19 protein-coding genes and 1 pseudogene are annotated in these 18203 nt (G+C 62.1%); 12 read left to right on the top strand and 8 right to left on the bottom strand.

Annotation, left to right across the window (positions count from 1 at the left end; genetic code table 11):
- Both A6U98_RS34455 and A6U98_RS34450 read right to left on the bottom strand, forming a co-directional pair.
- On the bottom strand, positions 1 to 531 hold the full coding sequence (locus A6U98_RS34455) for a TadE/TadG family type IV pilus assembly protein (protein WP_064655690.1): 531 nt from the start codon (positions 529 to 531) through the stop codon (positions 1 to 3).
- Positions 528 to 1913 carry a TadE/TadG family type IV pilus assembly protein gene (locus tag A6U98_RS34450; protein ID WP_064655689.1) on the bottom strand — a complete coding sequence of 462 codons (1386 nt, stop codon included), beginning with the start codon at positions 1911 to 1913 and terminating at the stop codon, positions 528 to 530. The genes A6U98_RS34455 and A6U98_RS34450 overlap by 4 nt, the downstream gene beginning before the upstream one ends.
- A gap of 294 nt (positions 1914 to 2207) precedes the next feature.
- Between A6U98_RS34450 and A6U98_RS34445 the strand changes: the two are divergent.
- Positions 2208 to 2925, top strand: a pseudogene (locus tag A6U98_RS34445) (IS6 family transposase).
- Positions 2926 to 3097: 172 nt separating this feature from the next.
- On the opposite strand, the gene A6U98_RS34440 reads toward A6U98_RS34445, so the two are convergent.
- Positions 3098 to 3334 (bottom strand): hypothetical protein, encoded by a 237-nt coding sequence (locus tag A6U98_RS34440; protein WP_064655688.1) that lies wholly within the window; start codon positions 3332 to 3334, stop codon positions 3098 to 3100.
- A gap of 119 nt (positions 3335 to 3453) precedes the next feature.
- Here A6U98_RS34440 and blh point away from each other — a divergent pair, with 119 nt between their 5' ends.
- The 5 genes from blh to A6U98_RS34415 are packed head-to-tail and all read left to right on the top strand — an operon-like array spanning position 3454 to position 6704.
- A complete protein-coding gene (gene blh / locus A6U98_RS34435) occupies positions 3454 to 4752 on the top strand; it encodes a bifunctional sulfur transferase/dioxygenase Blh (protein WP_064655842.1) in 1299 nt (432 codons plus the stop codon).
- Positions 4743 to 5090 (top strand): sulfite-sensing transcriptional repressor BigR, encoded by a 348-nt coding sequence (gene bigR / locus A6U98_RS34430; RefSeq protein ID WP_156667928.1) that lies wholly within the window; start codon positions 4743 to 4745, stop codon positions 5088 to 5090. The genes blh and bigR overlap by 10 nt, the downstream gene beginning before the upstream one ends.
- Positions 5087 to 5497: a YeeE/YedE family protein gene (locus tag A6U98_RS34425; RefSeq protein WP_064655686.1), complete on the top strand. Its 411-nt coding sequence runs from the start codon at positions 5087 to 5089 to the stop codon at positions 5495 to 5497. The genes bigR and A6U98_RS34425 overlap by 4 nt, the downstream gene beginning before the upstream one ends.
- Positions 5494 to 5925: a YeeE/YedE family protein gene (locus tag A6U98_RS34420; protein WP_064655685.1), complete on the top strand. Its 432-nt coding sequence runs from the start codon at positions 5494 to 5496 to the stop codon at positions 5923 to 5925. The genes A6U98_RS34425 and A6U98_RS34420 overlap by 4 nt, the downstream gene beginning before the upstream one ends.
- On the top strand, positions 5907 to 6704 hold the full coding sequence (locus A6U98_RS34415) for a sulfite exporter TauE/SafE family protein (protein WP_064655684.1): 798 nt from the start codon (positions 5907 to 5909) through the stop codon (positions 6702 to 6704). The genes A6U98_RS34420 and A6U98_RS34415 overlap by 19 nt, the downstream gene beginning before the upstream one ends.
- Before the next feature lie 219 nt (positions 6705 to 6923).
- Here the strand turns inward: A6U98_RS34415 and A6U98_RS34410 are convergent, their stop codons facing one another.
- Positions 6924 to 7757, bottom strand: coding sequence for a universal stress protein (locus tag A6U98_RS34410; protein ID WP_064655683.1), 834 nt, complete (start codon positions 7755 to 7757; stop codon positions 6924 to 6926).
- Between the two features lie 67 nt (positions 7758 to 7824).
- The gene (locus tag A6U98_RS34405) at positions 7825 to 10500 is read right to left on the bottom strand and encodes an HAD-IC family P-type ATPase (protein ID WP_064655682.1); all 2676 of its coding nucleotides are present in this window, start codon (positions 10498 to 10500) and stop codon (positions 7825 to 7827) included.
- Positions 10501 to 10725: 225 nt separating this feature from the next.
- Between A6U98_RS34405 and A6U98_RS34400 the strand changes: the two genes are divergently transcribed.
- On the top strand, positions 10726 to 11049 hold the full coding sequence (locus A6U98_RS34400; RefSeq protein WP_064655681.1) for a TraR/DksA family transcriptional regulator: 324 nt from the start codon (positions 10726 to 10728) through the stop codon (positions 11047 to 11049).
- Positions 11050 to 11077: 28 nt separating this feature from the next.
- A complete protein-coding gene (locus A6U98_RS34395; RefSeq protein ID WP_064655680.1) occupies positions 11078 to 12940 on the top strand; it encodes a heavy metal translocating P-type ATPase in 1863 nt (620 codons plus the stop codon).
- On the opposite strand, the gene A6U98_RS34390 is transcribed toward A6U98_RS34395, so the two are convergent.
- On the bottom strand, positions 12937 to 13758 hold the full coding sequence (locus A6U98_RS34390; RefSeq protein ID WP_064655679.1) for a universal stress protein: 822 nt from the start codon (positions 13756 to 13758) through the stop codon (positions 12937 to 12939). The genes A6U98_RS34395 and A6U98_RS34390 overlap by 4 nt on opposite strands.
- A 129-nt stretch (positions 13759 to 13887) precedes the next feature.
- Here A6U98_RS34390 and A6U98_RS34385 point away from each other — a divergent pair, with 129 nt between their 5' ends.
- Both A6U98_RS34385 and A6U98_RS34380 read left to right on the top strand, forming a co-directional pair.
- The gene (locus tag A6U98_RS34385; RefSeq protein ID WP_064655678.1) at positions 13888 to 14346 is read left to right on the top strand and encodes a pyridoxamine 5'-phosphate oxidase family protein; all 459 of its coding nucleotides are present in this window, start codon (positions 13888 to 13890) and stop codon (positions 14344 to 14346) included.
- 46 nt (positions 14347 to 14392) lie between these two features.
- Positions 14393 to 14764: a hypothetical protein gene (locus tag A6U98_RS34380; protein ID WP_064655677.1), complete on the top strand. Its 372-nt coding sequence runs from the start codon at positions 14393 to 14395 to the stop codon at positions 14762 to 14764.
- 10 nt (positions 14765 to 14774) lie between these two features.
- Here the strand turns inward: A6U98_RS34380 and A6U98_RS34375 are convergent, their stop codons facing one another.
- Together A6U98_RS34375 and A6U98_RS34370 are read right to left on the bottom strand one after the other, a co-directional pair.
- The gene (locus A6U98_RS34375; protein WP_064655676.1) at positions 14775 to 15185 is read right to left on the bottom strand and encodes a universal stress protein; all 411 of its coding nucleotides are present in this window, start codon (positions 15183 to 15185) and stop codon (positions 14775 to 14777) included.
- Between the two features lies 1 nt (position 15186).
- Entirely contained in the window at positions 15187 to 15486 is a 300-nt protein-coding gene (locus A6U98_RS34370) for a hypothetical protein (protein WP_064655675.1), read from the bottom strand.
- A 164-nt stretch (positions 15487 to 15650) separates the two neighbouring features.
- Here A6U98_RS34370 and A6U98_RS34365 point away from each other — a divergent pair, with 164 nt between their 5' ends.
- Positions 15651 to 16634 carry a zinc-dependent alcohol dehydrogenase family protein gene (locus A6U98_RS34365; RefSeq protein WP_064655841.1) on the top strand — a complete coding sequence of 328 codons (984 nt, stop codon included), beginning with the start codon at positions 15651 to 15653 and terminating at the stop codon, positions 16632 to 16634.
- Positions 16635 to 16742: 108 nt separating this feature from the next.
- Complete coding sequence (locus A6U98_RS34360; RefSeq protein ID WP_064655674.1) at positions 16743 to 18098, top strand: trypsin-like peptidase domain-containing protein; 1356 nt, start codon at positions 16743 to 16745, stop codon at positions 18096 to 18098.
- Positions 18099 to 18203 lie beyond the last annotated feature (105 nt).

Below are 18203 nucleotides of genomic sequence, written 5' to 3'. Positions count from 1 at the left end.
TCAGAAAGGCTCGTTGCGGAACAGAACGGAAGATCCGAGCAGGTAGCGGCCGTCGGAAAGCTTGGCGCTCGACAGGCTGAAGAAATTGACGACGGCCGTCCATGGCAGGAACGTCTGAACTAGGATGTAGTCGCTGCCCTTGCCGATATCATAGGTCTCGGTCACAGTGAGATTGCCGCTGTCGTCGATGGGGTCGGTGCTGGCGGCGGACGAGAGGTCGGAAAGCACGATCACCTTGACCAGCAGATCGCTGGAGCAACTGAACGAGAGAAGCATGTCGTTGCAGATTCTGGCCTTGAAATCGGCCAGCGTGATGTTGGAGGACGCAACCTCGCCGGTGCGGATCATCCGGGAGATCTTGTGCACCGAAGCGTCCAGCGCCGAATTGACGAAGAACATCAGCGACACTTCGATAATGCCGAATATCATGATGAAGAGTGGCAGAGCCAGGATCGCAAATTCGATCGCAGCGACCCCTTTGCGATCGCCAAGCAGGCGGCGCAACGATGCGAAGTGTTTCCCTCGCCTCATTGGGTCAGCCGGACGGATGCGAGATATTGGGTGAAAAGCGCCGACAGGCCCGCCGTAATCTCGGCCGACGACGACGCTGATAGGAACAGGCTCTTGGAGGATGCGCAGTCGGAAAGCGCATAGGGAATGTAATCCCGTCTGGTGATGCTGGTCGACACGCCGCTTTGCATGGTGCCGCCGTAGGTGCTCTTCCAGTTGGCGCTTGCCATGGTCGAGCCCACAGTGGCGTTGTAACCCCAGTCCGAGGTGATCGGCAGATATTCGGTGTAAAGCACCGCCATGGTGGCGGACTGGTTTTTGACGTAGGCGCACCAATCCGGATTAAGCGGCGCCACTTTGTTCCAGTATGCGCCATACGTGGCCTTTCCGTCCTTCCATGTGACCTTGTCGGTCACCCATTCGCGCTGCGACTGGACGCCGTCGGTCAGCAGCAGAACCAGCTTGAGCGGCGAGCCCGACGACGTTCCGTCCCCTCCGGTGCCGACCTTCTGCTTGAGCGTCGCAAGCGACACGTCAAAATAGGTGGCTGCCTTGGAGGTCGCGCTGGTGAGGCCGTAACTTGCGCCCGCGAGGCGATTGCGCGCCGTGTCCGTGCTGAGCGTCGGCGCCAGAACTTCCGTGAGGGTATCGCCGAGGCTGTATAATCCGACCTTGATGCGTTGATGATTGCTGTCGGACGTGTCGATCAAGGCAAGCACGTCCTTGACGGCGTCGCCGGCAACATCGGCACGCAGCTTTATGTTCTTGGCCGTGCTGTATTCGTAATTGTTGGCGTATTTCGTCTTGCCGACAGTGTGTGCATCGCCAGTGTGGCAGGCGAACTGGCAGCCGATGCCCGAATACATGGTCGACTGGCCGGCCGTTGTTGCCGCCAGAAGCATCGACGGCGATGTGTCGATGACGATATAGACATTGAGATAGGAGGTGGCCGGCCCCTTGACGGCGCTTGCCACGCTGACGTCAACGGTGTCGATGTTGGCGATCTTCATCAGCGTCGTCGGAACCGTGCCGCTGGCCGTCGCGGTGATCTTATGGTTTGACGTATCGATGTCGATGTCGCCAAGCGTATAGCTGTTTTCCACCTGCGCGTGGAACCAGTCCGCAACCTTTTCCTTGAGGGCGTCGGCGTCGTCGGTATCGATCTCTTTGACTGCGGCGATCAGGGCCGTGTCGAGGTCGCTCTGCATCCTCTGGCGGACATTGTAAGTACGGATGTAGTCAAAGCTCGCGCCGACTGCGACTATCATCGGCACCAGGGTGAGGGCAACAACGATCGCGACATTGCCGCCCCTGTCCCTTCCGAGACCGCGAAGGGTTTTGAAGGCCCTACCAATGGAATATGAAAGACCCGAGCGCAATAAAACCACCGTCAAATAAGTCATACTAATGTGCAAGAAATATCCGAAGTGCTTAAGTCTTTGTTAATTCCTGCGTTTTCCGATGGAGTGCGGACTGCCGACGCAATGTTTCGTGCGCAAATTGTATATGTCTGCGAATTTTGGATAGCCGTGCAATGACATATCTTTCATTCATGCTTGCGGGGATCCGCATGCGTGAGTGAAGCCGGAAGCGGGACACGCCCGGCGCCATCCGCGACCTCTCCAGCATTTTCGTTCAACAGCCTGAGCTATCCAAGCACTGCGATGTCACGTTGTCTGCAACTTAACGGTTGACGGATAATTGGGCGAGGATGAGCTCGACGACGATCAGTTACAAGGACCACCGCTTTCCACCGCAGATCATCGCCCATGCTGTGTGGCTGTATTTCCGGTTTCCGTTGAGCCTGCGGTTGGTCGAGGAAATGCTGTTGGAGCGGGGCATTGTCGTATCTTACGAAACGATCCGGCGATGGGGCCGTAAATTCGGGGCGGCTTATGCCAAGCATTTGCGCAGAAGAAGCCGTCGCAAAAGGATGTCTGGCATTTGGACGAGGTGGTGATTTCCATCGGCGGCCGGAAACATTGGCTTTGGCGCGCCGTTGACCGGGACGGCTACGTTCTCGACGAGATCGTCCAGGCCCGCCGCGATACCAAGGCTGCCAAGCGATTGCTGGTCAGGCTGCTGAAGAAGCAAGGCCTGTCGCCGAAGCGCATCGTCGGCGACAAACTGCGCTCATACGGTGCGGCAAGGCGCGATGTAATACCCGGCGTCGAACATCGATCCCACAAGGGGCTGAACAATCGCGCGGAGAATTCTCACGTGCCACTTCGAAAACGAGAACGGATGATGCAGGGATTTCGATCTGCCGGCGGCTTGCAACGTTTCATCTCAGTCTTTTCAGCAATCCGAAATCTCTTCGTCCCGCCGCACCAAAAACGCTCAGCCCTCGCCACCCACATTCATCGGATCCGCGCGATGGCGCAGTGGAATGCCGTGGCCGGTGCAACAGTCTGAGGTTCCAGACAAAAGCCTTGACCGGGCGTTGATGAAGCAACGTGACATCGCCCAAACGCAAGGTCGGCACGCCCGAAGTGCGGAGACGGCTCCGTGATCGGCGGCTGGCCAGCCTGCGCAGGATCGGCAGCGAGGGTGCCTCCTTGGACGGCTTGCTGTAACAGCAAGCCCGTCACGATGGCCGGCTGTCCACCGTGGCCGCCAGAACAGTTCCCGTGAATGCCAATGTCCAGGCGTTCGCCTCGAGCGTTCGTTCGATGTCCCACTCCCGGTCCAGTTCCGCCAGCCTGGATTCGATCTGGTCGGAATGAGCCTCGTAGTAGGCGAGCCGATCCTCCATCTGCCAGCGCAGGCGTCGGTTGATCTCGTTTGATGTCTGCGCGCTGACTCGGTTTGCTGTCGTGGCCATGATGCGTCCTCCTCTTCGCGGCAACCACAGGGCAAGCACAAAGTTCCGCGCCCGGCCTTGATGAAACGTCGATATATATTATATGAGAATATATAATGAAAATTCACCCGGAGCCAGTCATGCCCATTACAACGATATCCGAGAAGCTTTCCGTCTCGCCGCAGCCGAGTATTGAGGACATCCAGTCGCTCCGCGACAAAGGTTTCAAGACCCTCATCAACAACCGACCGGACGACGAGGATCCCTCACAGCCGGGCACGCAAGCGGAAAGTCAGGAAGCGATGCACCGCGGCCTGACCTATGCGTTCATCCCGGTCACGGCCGGCACGATCACTGAGGCGGACATACGTGCGTTTCAACGCGCGCTCGACGAATCCGAAGGGCCTGCGTTCGCCCACTGCAAGACCGGTGCTCGGTCGCTGAACCTGTACCTCATCGGAGAGGTTCTTGACGGCCGCATATCTGCCGACGAGGTCGTCGCGTTCGGACGCAGCCGCGGCTTCGACACCAGCGCCGCGGCACGCTGGCTTGAGAAGCAGGCCGAGCGCCGTCCACAGGTGGAGGGCTTCTTCGATAAACGAACCTGGAGCGTCCAGTACGTGGTGTCCGATCCCGCGACCCGCAAGTGCGCCATCATTGACCCGGTGCTAGACTTCGATGAGAGGGCCGGTGCGACGGCGACCATCAATGCCGACGCGATCCTCGACTACGTCCACGACAACGGGCTGACGGTCGAGTGGATCCTCGACACCCACCCGCACGCCGACCACTTCTCCGCCGCCCATTATCTGCAATCGAAGACCGGCGCACAAATGGCGATCGGCGAGCGCGTCGTGGACGTCCAGAAGCTGTGGAAGGGCATCTACAACTGGCCTGGGCTTGCCACCGACGGCTCGCAATGGGACCGGCTGTTTGCCCATGGCGAGACCTTCAAGGTCGGCTCGATCGATGCCAAGGTGCTGTTCTCTCCTGGACATACGCTCGCCTCCATCACCTTTTTGATCGGCGACGCTGCCTTCGTGCACGACACGCTCTTCATGCCCGACAGCGGTACGGCACGCGCCGATTTCCCCGGCGGTGACGCCCGCGTCCTGTGGAAGTCGATCCAGGACATCCTCGCGCTCCCGGATGAGACGCGGATCTTTACCGGCCACGACTACCAGCCAGACGGTCGGGCACCTCGCTGGGAAAGCACGGTGGCCGATCAGAAGAAGTTCAACCCGCATCTTGCTGGCGTGACGGAAGAAGAATTCGTGGCGCTCAGGACGAAGCGCGACAAGACGCTGCCGATGCCGAAGCTCATCCTGCATGCCCTGCAGGTGAACATCCGCGGCGGGCGCCTGCCGGAGCCGGAAGCCAACGGCCAGCGCTACCTCAAATTTCCGCTCGATGCATTACAGGGAGCAGCATGGGAATGACCACCGATCTAAATGCGATGAGGAGGGCGGGGCTTTCCCCCGCCGAGATGGCCAGCCGGGCCGGAGAGGTAGCGAACCTCCTGAAGACGCTGTCCCATCCGGCGCGCCTGATGATCGTCTGTACCCTGGTGGAAGGCGAGTATTCGGTCGGCGGGCTTGAAGCGAAGCTCGACCTCCACCAGCCGCATCTGTCGCAGCACCTGACGGTACTGCGTGGCTCCGGGATCGTCGAAACCCGGCGGGAGGGGAAACAGATCTTCTACCGCCTGACGGAAGAGAAGGCCGCGCAACTGGTCGCCGCCCTCTATGACATTTTCTGCGTAAAGGATGACAAGTGAACGCGTATTTGCCATCATTGGTCGGGGGCATGCTGATCGGCGTGTCGGCCGTCATGCTTCTGCTCCTCAACGGCCGGATTGCCGGGATCAGCGGGATCGTCGGGCGTCTCGCCCAAGGCGTGGGACTGACCACCAATCTTGCGTTCGTGCTCGGGCTGCTGCTCGGGCCACTCGCATACCTGTTCGTGTTCGGCGGCTGGCCGGCTGTTCAGATCACCGTCGGCTGGCCGCTGATCATCGTCGCGGGGCTGCTCGTCGGCTTCGGCTCGCGCATGGGATCGGGCTGCACCAGCGGCCATGGCGTGGTTGGGCTTGCCCGCCTGTCGCCGCGGTCGATGGTGGCGGTCGCCACGTTCCTGACGGCTGGCGTTATCGCCGTCGCAATTCTGCGAGGTCCCGGACTGTGAACCGGAACATCTACAAATTCGTGGCCGCTCTCGCCTCGGGTATCGTCTTCGGCTTCGGACTGTCCCTCTCCGGCATGCTGAACCCGGTCCGGATCCAAGGCTTCCTCAACGTGTTCGGCGCCTGGGATCCGAGCCTTGCCTTCGTTCTCGGCGGCGCCGTCGTCGTCGCCTTTATCGGCGTGCAGGTGATGAAACGGATGAAGCGTCCCGCCTTCGACGACAGCTTCCACGTGCCGACGAACCGTCGGATCGATGCTCCGCTGGTCGTGGGTTCGGCCTTGTTCGGCCTGGGCTGGGGGATCGGTGGCTTCTGTCCCGGTCCGGCCGTCGCATCCCTATCGGTCGGCCTCCCCCAGACGTTCCTGTTCGTCATCGCCATGCTGGTCGGGATGACCTTGTTTGACAGAGTATGGAGCAGGCGGACGTGAACACCTCCATTTTGGCGGCCGTTGGCTCCGGCGGGATCGTCGGCTTCATGCTCGGCCTGCTCGGCGGCGGCGGGTCCATCCTGGCGACGCCGCTACTACTCTACGTGGTTGGCGTGACCCAGCCGCACATCGCGATTGGAACGGGTGCGCTTGCGGTCTCGGTGAATGCCTTCGCGAACTTCGCAAGTCACGCGATCAAGGCGCACGTCTGGTGGCGCTGCGCGGCCGTCTTCTCCGCGCTCGGCGTCATCGGCGCCCTCGGCGGCTCCAGTCTCGGCAAGGCGATGGACGGAGATCGCCTGATTTTCCTGTTCGGCATTCTCATGCTCGTCGTCGGCGTCCTGATGTTGAAGCCCAGGAAGCCAGTATCGGCAGAATGTCGGCCCATCGATCTTAAGATGTGCCTTGCCACCGCCGCCGTGGCACTCGCCGCCGGCGTTGCATCCGGCTTCTTCGGCATCGGCGGGGGCTTCCTGATCGTCCCCGGCCTCATGCTGGCGACGGGCATGCCGATGATCAACGCGATCGGCACATCTCTCCTCTCCGTCGCTGCGTTCGGACTGGCCACGGCCTTGAACTATGCCAGTTCAGGCTTGGTGGATTGGTGGCTTGCCTCCGAGTTTATTGGCGGTGGCATTGTCGGCGGCGTTTTTGGCATGTTGCTCGCTGCGCGGCTCAGCGCCTACAAGAACATCCTCAACCGCCTCTTCGCAGCGCTCATCTTCGTGGTTGCCGCATACATTTTGTATCGGAACTGGGGGACGGTGATGCCGGGCTAAGGCGCCAAGCGAAGGGCTCGACAGCAGGCGAGCCGCGACTTCCGGCCAGAAGTGACCCTTGCGTATGAAGAGCGAGCGACCCTTGCAACACCAACACGTTGACCATCTTGTAGAGACCAGCGGCGGCGTCGCTGATGGAGATGGTCGTACCCATCGTGTGAATGCGAAATGCCGCCACTCCGGCACGGCAGCGCATGAGCGCGGCCGTGTCCTCCCCCGTCAATGCGCCATGAATATTGGCATGCTGCTTTGCTCGATCATGTTGCGCGTCACGCCTCCGAAGAGCGTCTGCTGCCAGCGAGGGTGATTGTATGCTCCCATGACGATCAAGTCGGCGTTCACATCCATCGCATGTCGCCTCAGGACCTCGTCGGCCGTGTTTCCGCCGCTGGCCACGCGATCCACCTGAACCTTGACCCCGTGACGGGCGAGGAAGCTCGCGATGTCGGCGCCTGGTTCTTCTCCATTCACCCGCTCTCGCGAGACTGGATCGACCATCGTCACGTAGACGCAGTCCGCCGTCTTCAACAGGTCGAGGGCCTGCCTTGCGGCACGCGACGCCTCGTCGCTCGAATCCCATGCCAGTACGATCGATTTTGAAGTTGAAGAGAGCGGCCGGCGTCCACGGTTGATGATGACCGGCGTCGGCGTCTGGAACAGAGCGCCATCCATGACCCGTTTCTGGAGTTCCTCGTCCTTGCAGGCTTGGCGGCCGACGAGTACGACGTCCGCGTAGAGCGCCCGTTCTGCAACGTCCTCCCGCGCAAAAGCATATTCCGTATAGACGTCCTGCACGTCGTAGGACAGTCCGGTGCTCGAGAGATACGCCTTGATCTCTTCGGCTTTCTTGACGAGTTCCTCGATTTCGCGCTGGCGTTCTTCCAGCCAGACGGTGGATAAGGAGTTGTATTCTCCCATCATCGGCGACGCGCCCATGCAGATCACGACCGCGCTGAGATGCGCTCCGGAGGCTCCGCAAAACTCCACGGCGGCCTTCAGGTCTTCGTCGAAATATTTGGAAGTCAGGATGCTCATTACCGTGCGAATGGACATTTCGATCACCTCTCTTGTTGAATATCGAGAGGATAACGGCACTTGCGGCGACGTTCTTTGATCTTCGTCAAGCATGGGATGAACGATCGCGGCGTCGCCGGGAGACGAACTTGTCGACCTCGGTCACGAGAACGAGGGAGCTAGCGATCAGCATGCTGAGGCCCCATTCAAGAGGCGTGATTGGCGACAGGCCGAGCGTTCCGCTAAGCCACGGCACGTACATCGCCGAGATGTGGATCGTCTGGGCGGCGAGCACGCTGAGGAGCAGGAACCGGTTCCGAAGGATATCGACGGAGAATATCGATCGTCTTTCGGAGGAGCATGCCAGGGTCTGGACGTTCTCGAACATCACGAAGATGAGAAGCGTTATGTTGCGGGCTTCGGGAACGCCATATCCATGCGCAATCATCCACTGGAATGCCAGGAACGCTGCTCCGCCGATCACGACCGTCGATTGGACGACGCGCCGGATCATCGTCCGGTCGAGGACAGGTTCGAGCGGAGAACGTGGCGGCCCCGCCAGTTCGTCTCCTTCCGGCCTGCCGCCCGCAAGGGCGACGTCCTGGATGCCGTTTGTCACGAGATTGAGCCATAGAAGCTGAACAGGGAGGAGCGGCATGGGCAGGCCGAACGGCAGCGCGAGCATGAAGAGCAGGACCTCGGCGGCGCCCGTTGCGACCGACATCAGCACCACCTTGCGGATGTTGCGATAGGCCGCCCGGCCTTCTGAGATCCCCGCGACGATGGATGCAAAGTTGTCGTCCGTGACGACAAGATCGGCGCTTTCCTTCGCCACCTCCGTTCCCCTGAGTCCCATCGCGACGCCGACATGCGCCTTCTTCAACGCCGGACCGTCGTTCACGCCGTCTCCGGTGACGGCGACGATGTGGCCATTGCGGATCAGAGATGCGACGATCGCCGATTTCTGCGCCGGCTGCACGCGGGCGTAGATGCGGGCCTCTCTCGTAATTTCGTCCAGCCGTTGGTCGCCCGCTCGAGCGGCTTCATCGATGTCGTGGCCCGAAACGACTTGGCCCGCGTGAAAGCCCAGGCCGGCATCTCGGGCAATCGCGGCAGCAGTCCGCGGGTCGTCCCCGGTCACCATCACGACCTCCACGCCCGCCGCGTGGCAGTCTTTCATAGCGTTCGGCACTTCAGGCCGGACCGGGTCCTGCAGTCCGGCCAGCCCCAAGAACACGAGATCGACAAGGTGACCGTGTCCGAGGCTTCCGGCGAGGGACGCGCTGATTTCCCCTTCGGCGAACGCGAGCACCCTGAGGCCTCGAGCGGCCATTTCTTCCTTCTGCGCCAAAAGCGACGCACGGTCGATTTCGACTGCGTTTCCGGCGGAGTCCATGCGATCAGACATTTCTATGAGCACCTCCGACGCCCCCTTGACGAAGACATGAATCCGATCACTGCCATGGTGGAAGGATGCAGCGTATTTGTGCTCGGGCTCGTAGGCGATCCTTGCCGCCAGCGGGTATCGGTCGTTCAACTCTTCCTGTCCCAACCCGGCCTTCCGTCCTGCTGCAAGAAGCGCCACGTCGACCGTGTCTCCGGCGGCGACCCAGAGATCGTCGCGGCGAGCCAGGGTTCCTTCGTTTGCGAGTAATGCAGCGCGTAGCAGCCTGCGCGCCCTCTCGCGGACAAGGTCGCTGTCCAGGCCGCTCGCCCTGATCTCGCACTTGTCGAGATCTGCATGGGCGTCCAGGGCGATGTCCGTGCCGTCCGGCAGGCGAATTTCGGTCACCGTCTGCACGTTGCTGGTCAAGGTACCCGTCTTATCCGTGGCGATTATCGTGGTCGAACCTAGGGCCTCAACGGCCGGCATGCTTCGGACGATGACGTTGCGGGCGGCCATCCGCCGCATGCTGACGGCAAGCGCGACGGAGATCGCGATCGGGAGCCCTTCGGGAACAGCGCTCACCGCCAGACCTACGGACATCATGACAAGATCGTGCAGAGGGAGACCCCGCAGGAAGCCCGCGACGACCAGCACCAAAGCTGCCAATCCTACGAAAACCGCGAGCGCATTCGTGAACTTCGCCAGACGGGCAACAAGCGGGGGCTGCGACGAATTGGCTCTTCCCAACTCAGCGGCGATGCCGCCAAGCATCGTCGCGGTACCCGTAGCGGTCACGACGCCCTTGGCTCGCCCGCGCGTCGCCAAGGAACCCGCGAGCAGCATGGAACTGGCGGTTTCATCCGACGATCCTTCGACGGTTCGCCCTTTGGGGACCGGCATCGACTCGCCGGTCAGAAGCGACTCGTCGCATCGGAGATCACTTGCATCGACAAGCATCAGATCGGCAGGGATTCGGTCGCCGGATTCCAGAAGAACGAGGTCGCCCACGACCAGCCGCTTGGCCTCGATCCTGCAAGCCACGCCGTCCCGTATGACCCTGGCCGACGGCTGCTCAAGCTTGCGAAGGGCGGCGGCCGCTCGATCCGCAGAATACTCCTGGTAGGTGCCTATGGAGGCATTGATCAGAAGCACGACGAGAATGAACAGGCCGTCTTCGATTCTGCCGGTCGCAAACGAGAGCGCCGATGCCAGCAAGAGGATGTAGATGATCGGATTGCGAAATTGGATGAGAAAGACCCGCAGCGGCGATGGGGGCTCAGGCTCGGGCAGCGTGTTGGGTCCAAGCTCGGCGAGGCGTTCCTCGGCCTCGATGCTTGTCAGTCCGATCACCGCAGGCGTCGTGGGGGCGGGTGTCTGCGCCGTCAGATTCATCATGGGCTCCGGGCTTGTCGCGACGATTTCATTGAAGGCTCCCCCGACAGCCTATGTGCTCCCGCGCACGAGGCATTGACCGGGATCAAGGAGCTTCGATCGAACTGAGATATGCTGGAGCCGATTTATGGACCGCGGCTTTATGCGGCCACACGCTGCGCTTGGATTGGTTCCCGACGATGCCGCGTGTGGACCCGCATTGATCAGGCAAGATTGGAAGGCACTAAAATGAATAAAAGCTCAGTACAGGCCGTGTTGCAGACGATGAAGGATGACCTTGTCCGTCGTCTCGGAGCGATCGATGCGGACCTCTGCGTCGCGCTCGAGAAGGACAGCGAGGAGCGCGCGACCCAGGTTGAAAACGATGAGGTTCTTCGCGAGATGCAAGCCGAGGGGCGCGACCAGATCGGGGCCATCGACGCGGCGATCGACCGGCTGAACGACGGCACATACGGGCGATGCGTCAAATGCCACCGCTCGATCGGCAAAGAGCGGCTCGCGGCGGTCCCCTATACACCGTTCTGCATCGATTGCGCAAAATCGTTCCGCTGAGGCTTCTGGATTGATGGGAGGGTGAGAGGTGGCTACAGCGGCGGCTTGGTGGGCTGGTAGGTGGACGTGGCCTGAGGGCGGGCTGTCGCGACTGAGGGAAGGAGGCTCCCGGTCGGGCCTTCTGGTGCTGTCGTCGCTGCTTGCACTTGCGGCCGCATTCGCCTTCTATCTCGCGGGTCACGGCCCTGGATATCGGTTAATCCTGGCGGGCTGCACCAGCCTGAGTCTGCTGTCTCTTTGCGTGGAAATCGCCAAGAAGCTGCAGAAAGAGGAATACGGTCTGGACCTGATCGCGGCCCTGGCCATGGGGTCCTCTTTATGGTTTGGCGAATATCTCGCCGGCGCCATCGTCGGTCTCATGTATTCCGGCGGTCAGTTTCTGGAGGCATACGCACATCGTCGCGCCGACGAGGGCATGTCGGCTTTGCTGGCGCAAGTTCCGCGGACGGCCCTGCGGCTTGCCGGAAACGGTTTCGAAGAAATTCCGATCGAGACGGTCGCGGTCGGCGACGTGCTCCTGATACGCAAGGGCGACGTCGTACCCGCCGACGGGGCGCTCGTCGGCCAAGTCGCGACGATCAACCAGGCGGTGCTGACCGGAGAGCCTTTCCCGGTGCGCATCGTCATGGGTGGCAACATTTCGAGCGGCGCTACGAACGAGGGCGATGCGATCGAAATCCGCGTTCTAAGTCGGGCCGAGGACAGCACCTATGCCGGAATAGTGAGGCTCGTGGAAGCATCGAGACGTTCCAAGGCGAAACTGATGCGCCTGGCCGACCGGTTCTCGGTCTGGTTCCTGGTCGCCACGATCGCGGTCGCAGGAGTCTCTGCATTCATTTCCGGAGACATGTCACGGATCGTGGCCGTGCTTGTCGTCGCCACGCCCTGTCCGTTGATCCTGGCGGTACCCGTCGCACTTGCGGCCGGCACTTCGAAAGCCGCCAAGGAGGGCGTTCTGGTGAAGGGCGCGGGACCTCTCGAGGCCCTCGCACAGGCCACAGTAGCGGTGTTCGACAAGACGGGGACGCTCACCGCGGGACAGCCGGAAGTCGGTGTAATAGAGGGCCCGGAGCATCCGGACAGGATCCTGCGGCTGGCCGCCTCGCTGGACCAGGCGTCGGGCCATGTGGTCGGACGCGCGCTGGTGGACGAGGCGCATAGACGTGGGTTGGTACTGAGCCGCCCATCGGAGGTGACCGAGACCGCGGGATCCGGAATCTCCGGAATCGTCGATGGGGTGCGCGTCGGCGTCGGAGGAGACGCCTATTTCGGAGAGGCGCCGCCGTCCGGGGCGAACGGGTCAGGCAGCGCAATGCGTGTCAAGGTACTGTTTGACGGCACGCCGGCTGGCACGATCACGCTCGAAGACCGGCTTCGCGAAGACGCTGTCCAACTCGTCACCCAGCTCCGGGCGTCAGGAATCTCTCGAGTAGTCCTGGCTTCTGGTGACGAGTTGGCTATCGCGACAGCCATAGCTCGCGCGCTGGGCTTGGACGACGTCGCGGCGAGGCTAGATCCCGCGGACAAAGTCGCAGTCATCGAAAAGGAACGCGTCCACGGGAAAGTGCTGATGGTCGGCGACGGCGTGAACGACGCGCCAGCGCTGGCAGCAGCCGATGTAGGAATCGCGGTAGGCGTCGAGAACCTTGCGGCGGCCGCGGAGGCCGCGGATATCGTGCTCGTCCGGGACGACCTCACCAAGATAGCGACGGCGATCGGCATTGCGCGTCGTTCGCGCAAGATCGCGCTTCAAAGCATCTATGCCGGCATAGGTCTCTCGCTCCTCGCGATGGGGTTCGCAGGAGCGGGATACCTTCCGCCGGTCGGCGGCGCATTGCTTCAGGAGGCCATCGACGTCGCGGTCATTCTCAACGCCCTTCGCGCCCTCTAATGGGCGAGAAGCACTGGTAGCTCGGCCTTGACGAGCAGTTCCCGAGTGACGCCGCCCAGGATGAATTCTCGAAGCCGCGAATGGCCAAATCCGCCCGCGACCAATAGGTCTGCTTTTCGTTCCAGCGCGGCCGATTGAATGGCGGCCGTCGCGGGCTCGCCGAATGCCTGGATCGATACGTCATCCACGTCGAGTCCCGAATGCTTCAAAGAAGAGATCAGGAGGGCGCGGTTCGCCTCGTCGATCTCCTTGTCGTCGGTGATCGAGATGACCTGCACCTTGATCGCGCGTTCGATGAAGACCCGTGCGCAGGAAAGGGCGCGCGCTGCGGTGGCGCTGCCGTCCCAGGCGACGGCGATCGTGTCCACACGAGAGTAGACGCTGGTGGCTGGAAATAGCACGAGCGGACGGCCGCTTCCGAATAGCAGTGTTTCGGAGAGTTGTCGGGAGAGCTCCGAGGCTTCGACGATGGAAAGGTCGTAGCACTTGGCAATTTCAGAAAAGCGTTCATAGACGAACGGTTCCCTGACCTCGAATCCGTGAATTCGCACCTCGAAGCCAGTTTCCGAAATAGCGTCGGCGACGTGTTCCCGCAGCGAAGTCCCGCTGTCCCGGCTATACCGTTCTGCTTGTCCCCGCCATGTCTCGACATCGATAACGGTGGGAAAGGGCGGATGGACCTGGGGGATCCGGACTTGCGGGATACTGGCGACGAGATGGGCGTCATTCTGCCGAGCGAGGCCGATAGCATTGTCGATTATGGCGAAGGAACTCGCGTCGGGATAGGTCGACAACGGAAGATGGAACTGCGGCTTCATGCTGGCCTCCTGAGGTTAAACAGCCGTCATGATGCATCCCGCAGAGAGAGTTTGCATTGCGCTTTGTCAAAGCCTCGGCGCAACGATGCTCTTATGATCGTGCCTTCACTAAAGCTGGAGAACACGGCCATGACGATCAAGCTGACGGAGATCAACCCCGGTGAGTGTTACCGGATCCTTGAGAACGAGCGCTTCGGTCATCTCGCATGCTGCAAGGATGGCCAGCCCTACGTGGCGGCAATCTACTTCGCCTTCTCCAGCGGCGTCGCCTATAGCTTCACCATGCCTGGCAAGAAGCTCGACTGGATGCGGGGGAACGACAAGGTCTGCCTTCACGTCGAGCAGCGTCCTGCCGCCGGCGGTTGGAAAAGCGTCGTCGTCGACGGTCGGTTCGAGGAGTTTCCGGACAGCGACGCGCGACGAAGCGAAAGGCTCCATGCGTGGTCGCTTCTCCAAAAGTATTCGGACTGGTGGGAGATCGGCTCCATGAAGCCCCACGAGGTCCCAATGCTCGATGGTTCTCCTCACGTCTTCTACGGCATTGCCGTCACGGCCGTGTCGGGACGGAGCGCAGTCAGCACGGAGTGAACGCCGAAGCTCGAGTCGAGACCACATCCCACAAAAGGAGCACCACATGCCATATCCCCCCAGCCTGCATCGCAGCGCCACGCTCAATGCCAACCTCGCGCCAATTGTTCGCACGGGGTTCCTGTTTCAAGACGAGATCTGCGCCGCGTCGGTGAGGGTCACCACGGATTTGACGGCGTCCGCCGCGCGACGGGGGCTCCGATACTTCGATTTCCTGGCTCGACTTGTCTGTAGTATCGACAACAGTGATGCGGTCGAGGTCCTTTCGGACTACGTTGAGAGCGAGCTGGAGGAGTATCCCAGGGAGGTGGCGCGGCTGTGCGAGGCCGGGTCACGAACGTTGTCGCACGCCGCCGAACTGTATCGAGACGCCGCCGCCGGTCAGGTCCGGGAGGCTGAAGCGAAGACGGTTGTTTGAAGCGCGCGGCTCACCGGGTCGTTCGCAAGACGAGCACGGAGCATGGTGCGCGCTGCACGACATGGTCCACGACTGAGCCGAAGACCCGGTCGAGCACGTCGTCCCGGTGAGAGGCGATCAAGACGAGATCGGCGGCGATCTCCTTCGCGATGGCGACGATGACCTGAGGCGGGTTTCCCGCGCGGACGTGTATCGAAGCAGGAGTGCCGGTCGACCGCAACGCTTCCGAAAGTCTGGCCTCGGCGGCGGCCATCACCTCGACCGGCCAAACGTCCGGCGTAGCCGACGAGGGCAGACCCTCCAGCGCGTGAACGAGGTGGAGGCTTCCGTTGGGCGCGAGCTGCGCGCGGGCCGTTTCGACCAGCTGGAGCATGCGTTGCCGGGATCCTCGGCCGATGGCGCAGACGACTGTGGCGAACATGTCAGTATATGTCCTTTCCAGACAGGCTGACGAACTCGGTGGTCAGTCCATCGCCATGCGCTTCCTTGAGAAGCCGATCGGCGCTCATGATGTCGAGACACATGGTGCCAGCGAAGGATTGCCGGAGCGCGCAGCAGAAATGGTCTCTCGCCCACGCCTGGCCCCGCGGCGTGGCCGCCGTCACCTCCCAGCGATCCTCGTCCCGACGTTCGAGAACAAGGTCTGCGGACGTTCGCTCGACTGGAGGAACGGTCGTGGCTATGTCGGTTGCTGCCTTGCGGGTCTTTTCTTGTTCGCGCATGTCCGTCTCCTTTGGATGAGGTCGTGGCGCTGTGTCCAGAAGCCTATCTGCTCCAACGCGTTCCGTCTTTGACGAGCATCAATCCGGATGTTTGACCGGGATCAAGCCAAGATCGGGAAGGTGGTGATACGATTAGAGCGTGGCACATGCCGGTGGAGGGAAGCGTGAGGGCGATGGTACTCGAACAGGTGGGGCGGCCGCTCCGTCTCGTGGAGCGGCCGGACCCGCCAGCGTCGCCCGGCCACGTCGTCGTCAAGGTGGAGGCCTGCGGCGTCTGCCGGACGGACCTTCACGTCTGCGACGGAGACCTTCCCCAGCCAAAGCTTCCCCTCGTTCCGGGGCATGAGATTGTGGGAACCGTGATCGCAGCGGGCGAGGGCGTTCCTCGTCGTCTTATCGGTCGAAAAGTCGGGGTACCCTGGCTGGGCCACACCTGCGGCCACTGCGCATATTGCCGAGAGGGTCGCGAGAATCTTTGCGACGCTCCCGGCTTCACCGGCTACACGATCGACGGCGGCTTCGCGACGCACGCGGTCGTCGAGGCGGGCTACGCGTTCGAACTGCCTGACGATACGGACCCGGTGGCGACCGCGCCTCTTCTCTGCGCTGGCCTCATCGGGTGGCGATCCTTGAAGATGGCGGGCGAGGGGAGGACGATCGGCATCTATGGGTTCGGCGCGGCCGCCCACATCCTCGTGCAGGTGTGCAAGCATCGGGGCCAGAGCGTCTATGCGTTCGTGCGTCCAGGAGACGAGGCTGGGCGGAAGTTCGCGCTTGATCTTGGCGCCGTCTGGGCCGGGTTCTCCGGTGAACCGCCGCCGGTGCCGCTCGACGCCGCCATCATCTTCGCGCCGGCCGGCGAGCTCGTGCCGATGGCGCTCGACGTAGTGCGGAAGGGCGGAACGGTGGTCTGCGGCGGCATCCACATGTCAGACATCCCGAGCATGCCCTACCGTCTGCTCTGGGGAGAGCGGCGGGTCGTCTCGGTGGCGAACCTGACGCGGAGCGACGGGGCGGAATTCTTCTCGATCGCGAAGGCGGCCGAGGTCAGATGCGTCACCATCGTCTACGCGCTTGAACATGCAAACGAGGCTCTCGACGACCTGCGGGCAGGCCGCATCAACGGCGCAGCCATCATCGTGCCATAGCCGCCATCCTCGTTGACGAGGATCAATGCGGATCGATCGGGCAAAACGGAAGCTTCTTCGTCAAGACGTCCGTCGACAACCGGCGGCGCTTCCGCGAGGAGATCAGAGATGTCGCGTTCGTTGCTAGCCCTGGGGGCGCTCTTCATCGCAGGTGAGAGCCTGTTGTCGGCTCCAGCCGTTGCAGACAGCCTGTCGCTCGCGCCGATGCTCCAGCGTGTCGTGCCGAGCGTCGTCAGCATCTCGGTGCAGGGCAAGGAACTCGACGACGCGGATGCGACGCTCGCCGATCCCTTCTACAGAAAATTCTTCGGACTACCTGACGACGCCGCGCCGGCAGAGCACGGCTTCCAATCGGCCGGCTCGGGTGTCGTCATCGACGAGGTCCACGGCTACATCGTCACCAATCAGCATGTCATCGCAAGCGCCTCAAAAATCGAGGTGGCGCTCTCCGATGGCCGACGCTTCAAAGCGAAACTCGTCGGCGCCGATCCCGAAACGGATGTCGCCGTCGTTCAAATTCCACCCGATCATCTTGTTCAGGCCGATTTTGGAAGCGCGTCCTCGCTCCATGTCGGCGACGTCGTGGTCGCGATCGGGAATCCCTTCGGGCTGGGCCAGACCGCCACGATGGGCATCGTCAGCGCGCTGGGACGCCGCGCCGTGGGATCGGAGGGGTACGAAGGATTCATTCAGACGGACGCGTCGACCAATCCCGGCAACTCGGGCGGCGCGCTTGTAAGCGAGAACGGTGTCGTCGTCGGGATCAACAGCGCGATCATCGGGCCGGCCGGCGGAAGCATCGGCATTGGTTTTGCTGTGCCCGCCGAGACTGTCGGTATCGTGATGCGGCAGCTCATCCTGACCGGCAAGCTGGTACGCGGCGAGGTGGGACTGGTCACGCAGGACCTGACGCCCGGTCTTGCAAAAGCGTTCGGCGTCGATGAAGGGCCGGGGGCGCTCGTCAGCGAAGTCCGGCCCGGTTCGCCGGCGGCCAATGTAGGAATTCAGCCGGGCGACGTCGTCCGAATGGTCGACGGAAGGACGGTGCGCGGCGCGTCCGACGTACGCAGGCTTGTGGGATCGCTACCATTGGAGTCCAAGCCGTCCTTCCAGATTGATCGCGCCAGCCGAAGGATAGAGGCCTTTCCTGAGGTATCCGCCGCACCGGTTGCCGAACCGGCCGCTCCTCGTACCATCCATATCTCCCGTGGCCCTCTCGCCGACGTCGAGATGGCGAACTCCCCCGACGGTCTCGGCGCGCGCGTCGTCGTCGTCGCCGAGGGTTCGGTCGCGGCACAGGCCGGCCTGCAGCCAGACGACGTTATCGTCGCTGTCGACCAGCAGCCGGTGACCGACGTCGGGCAACTGCTCGCAATACTCTTGAAGGAGCATGCCCGCGCGCTCGTCACGGTCGTGAGGAACGGCCACCGCCTGTTCGTGGCCGCCGACGTCCAGACCCAGTAGCGACCTCGCAGACGGTGTTCGGTCCGATGAGATCGCAAGGTCGCTCTCGTGGTTGATGAAGATCAACGACGAAATTCTGCGGCGCTGGCACCATCGGCACGTCGC

This window comes from Rhizobium sp. WYCCWR10014 (genome assembly GCF_001657485.1).
Taxonomy (GTDB): Bacteria; Pseudomonadota; Alphaproteobacteria; order Rhizobiales; family Rhizobiaceae; genus Rhizobium.
This window is presented reverse-complemented; position numbering and strand designations above follow the sequence as displayed.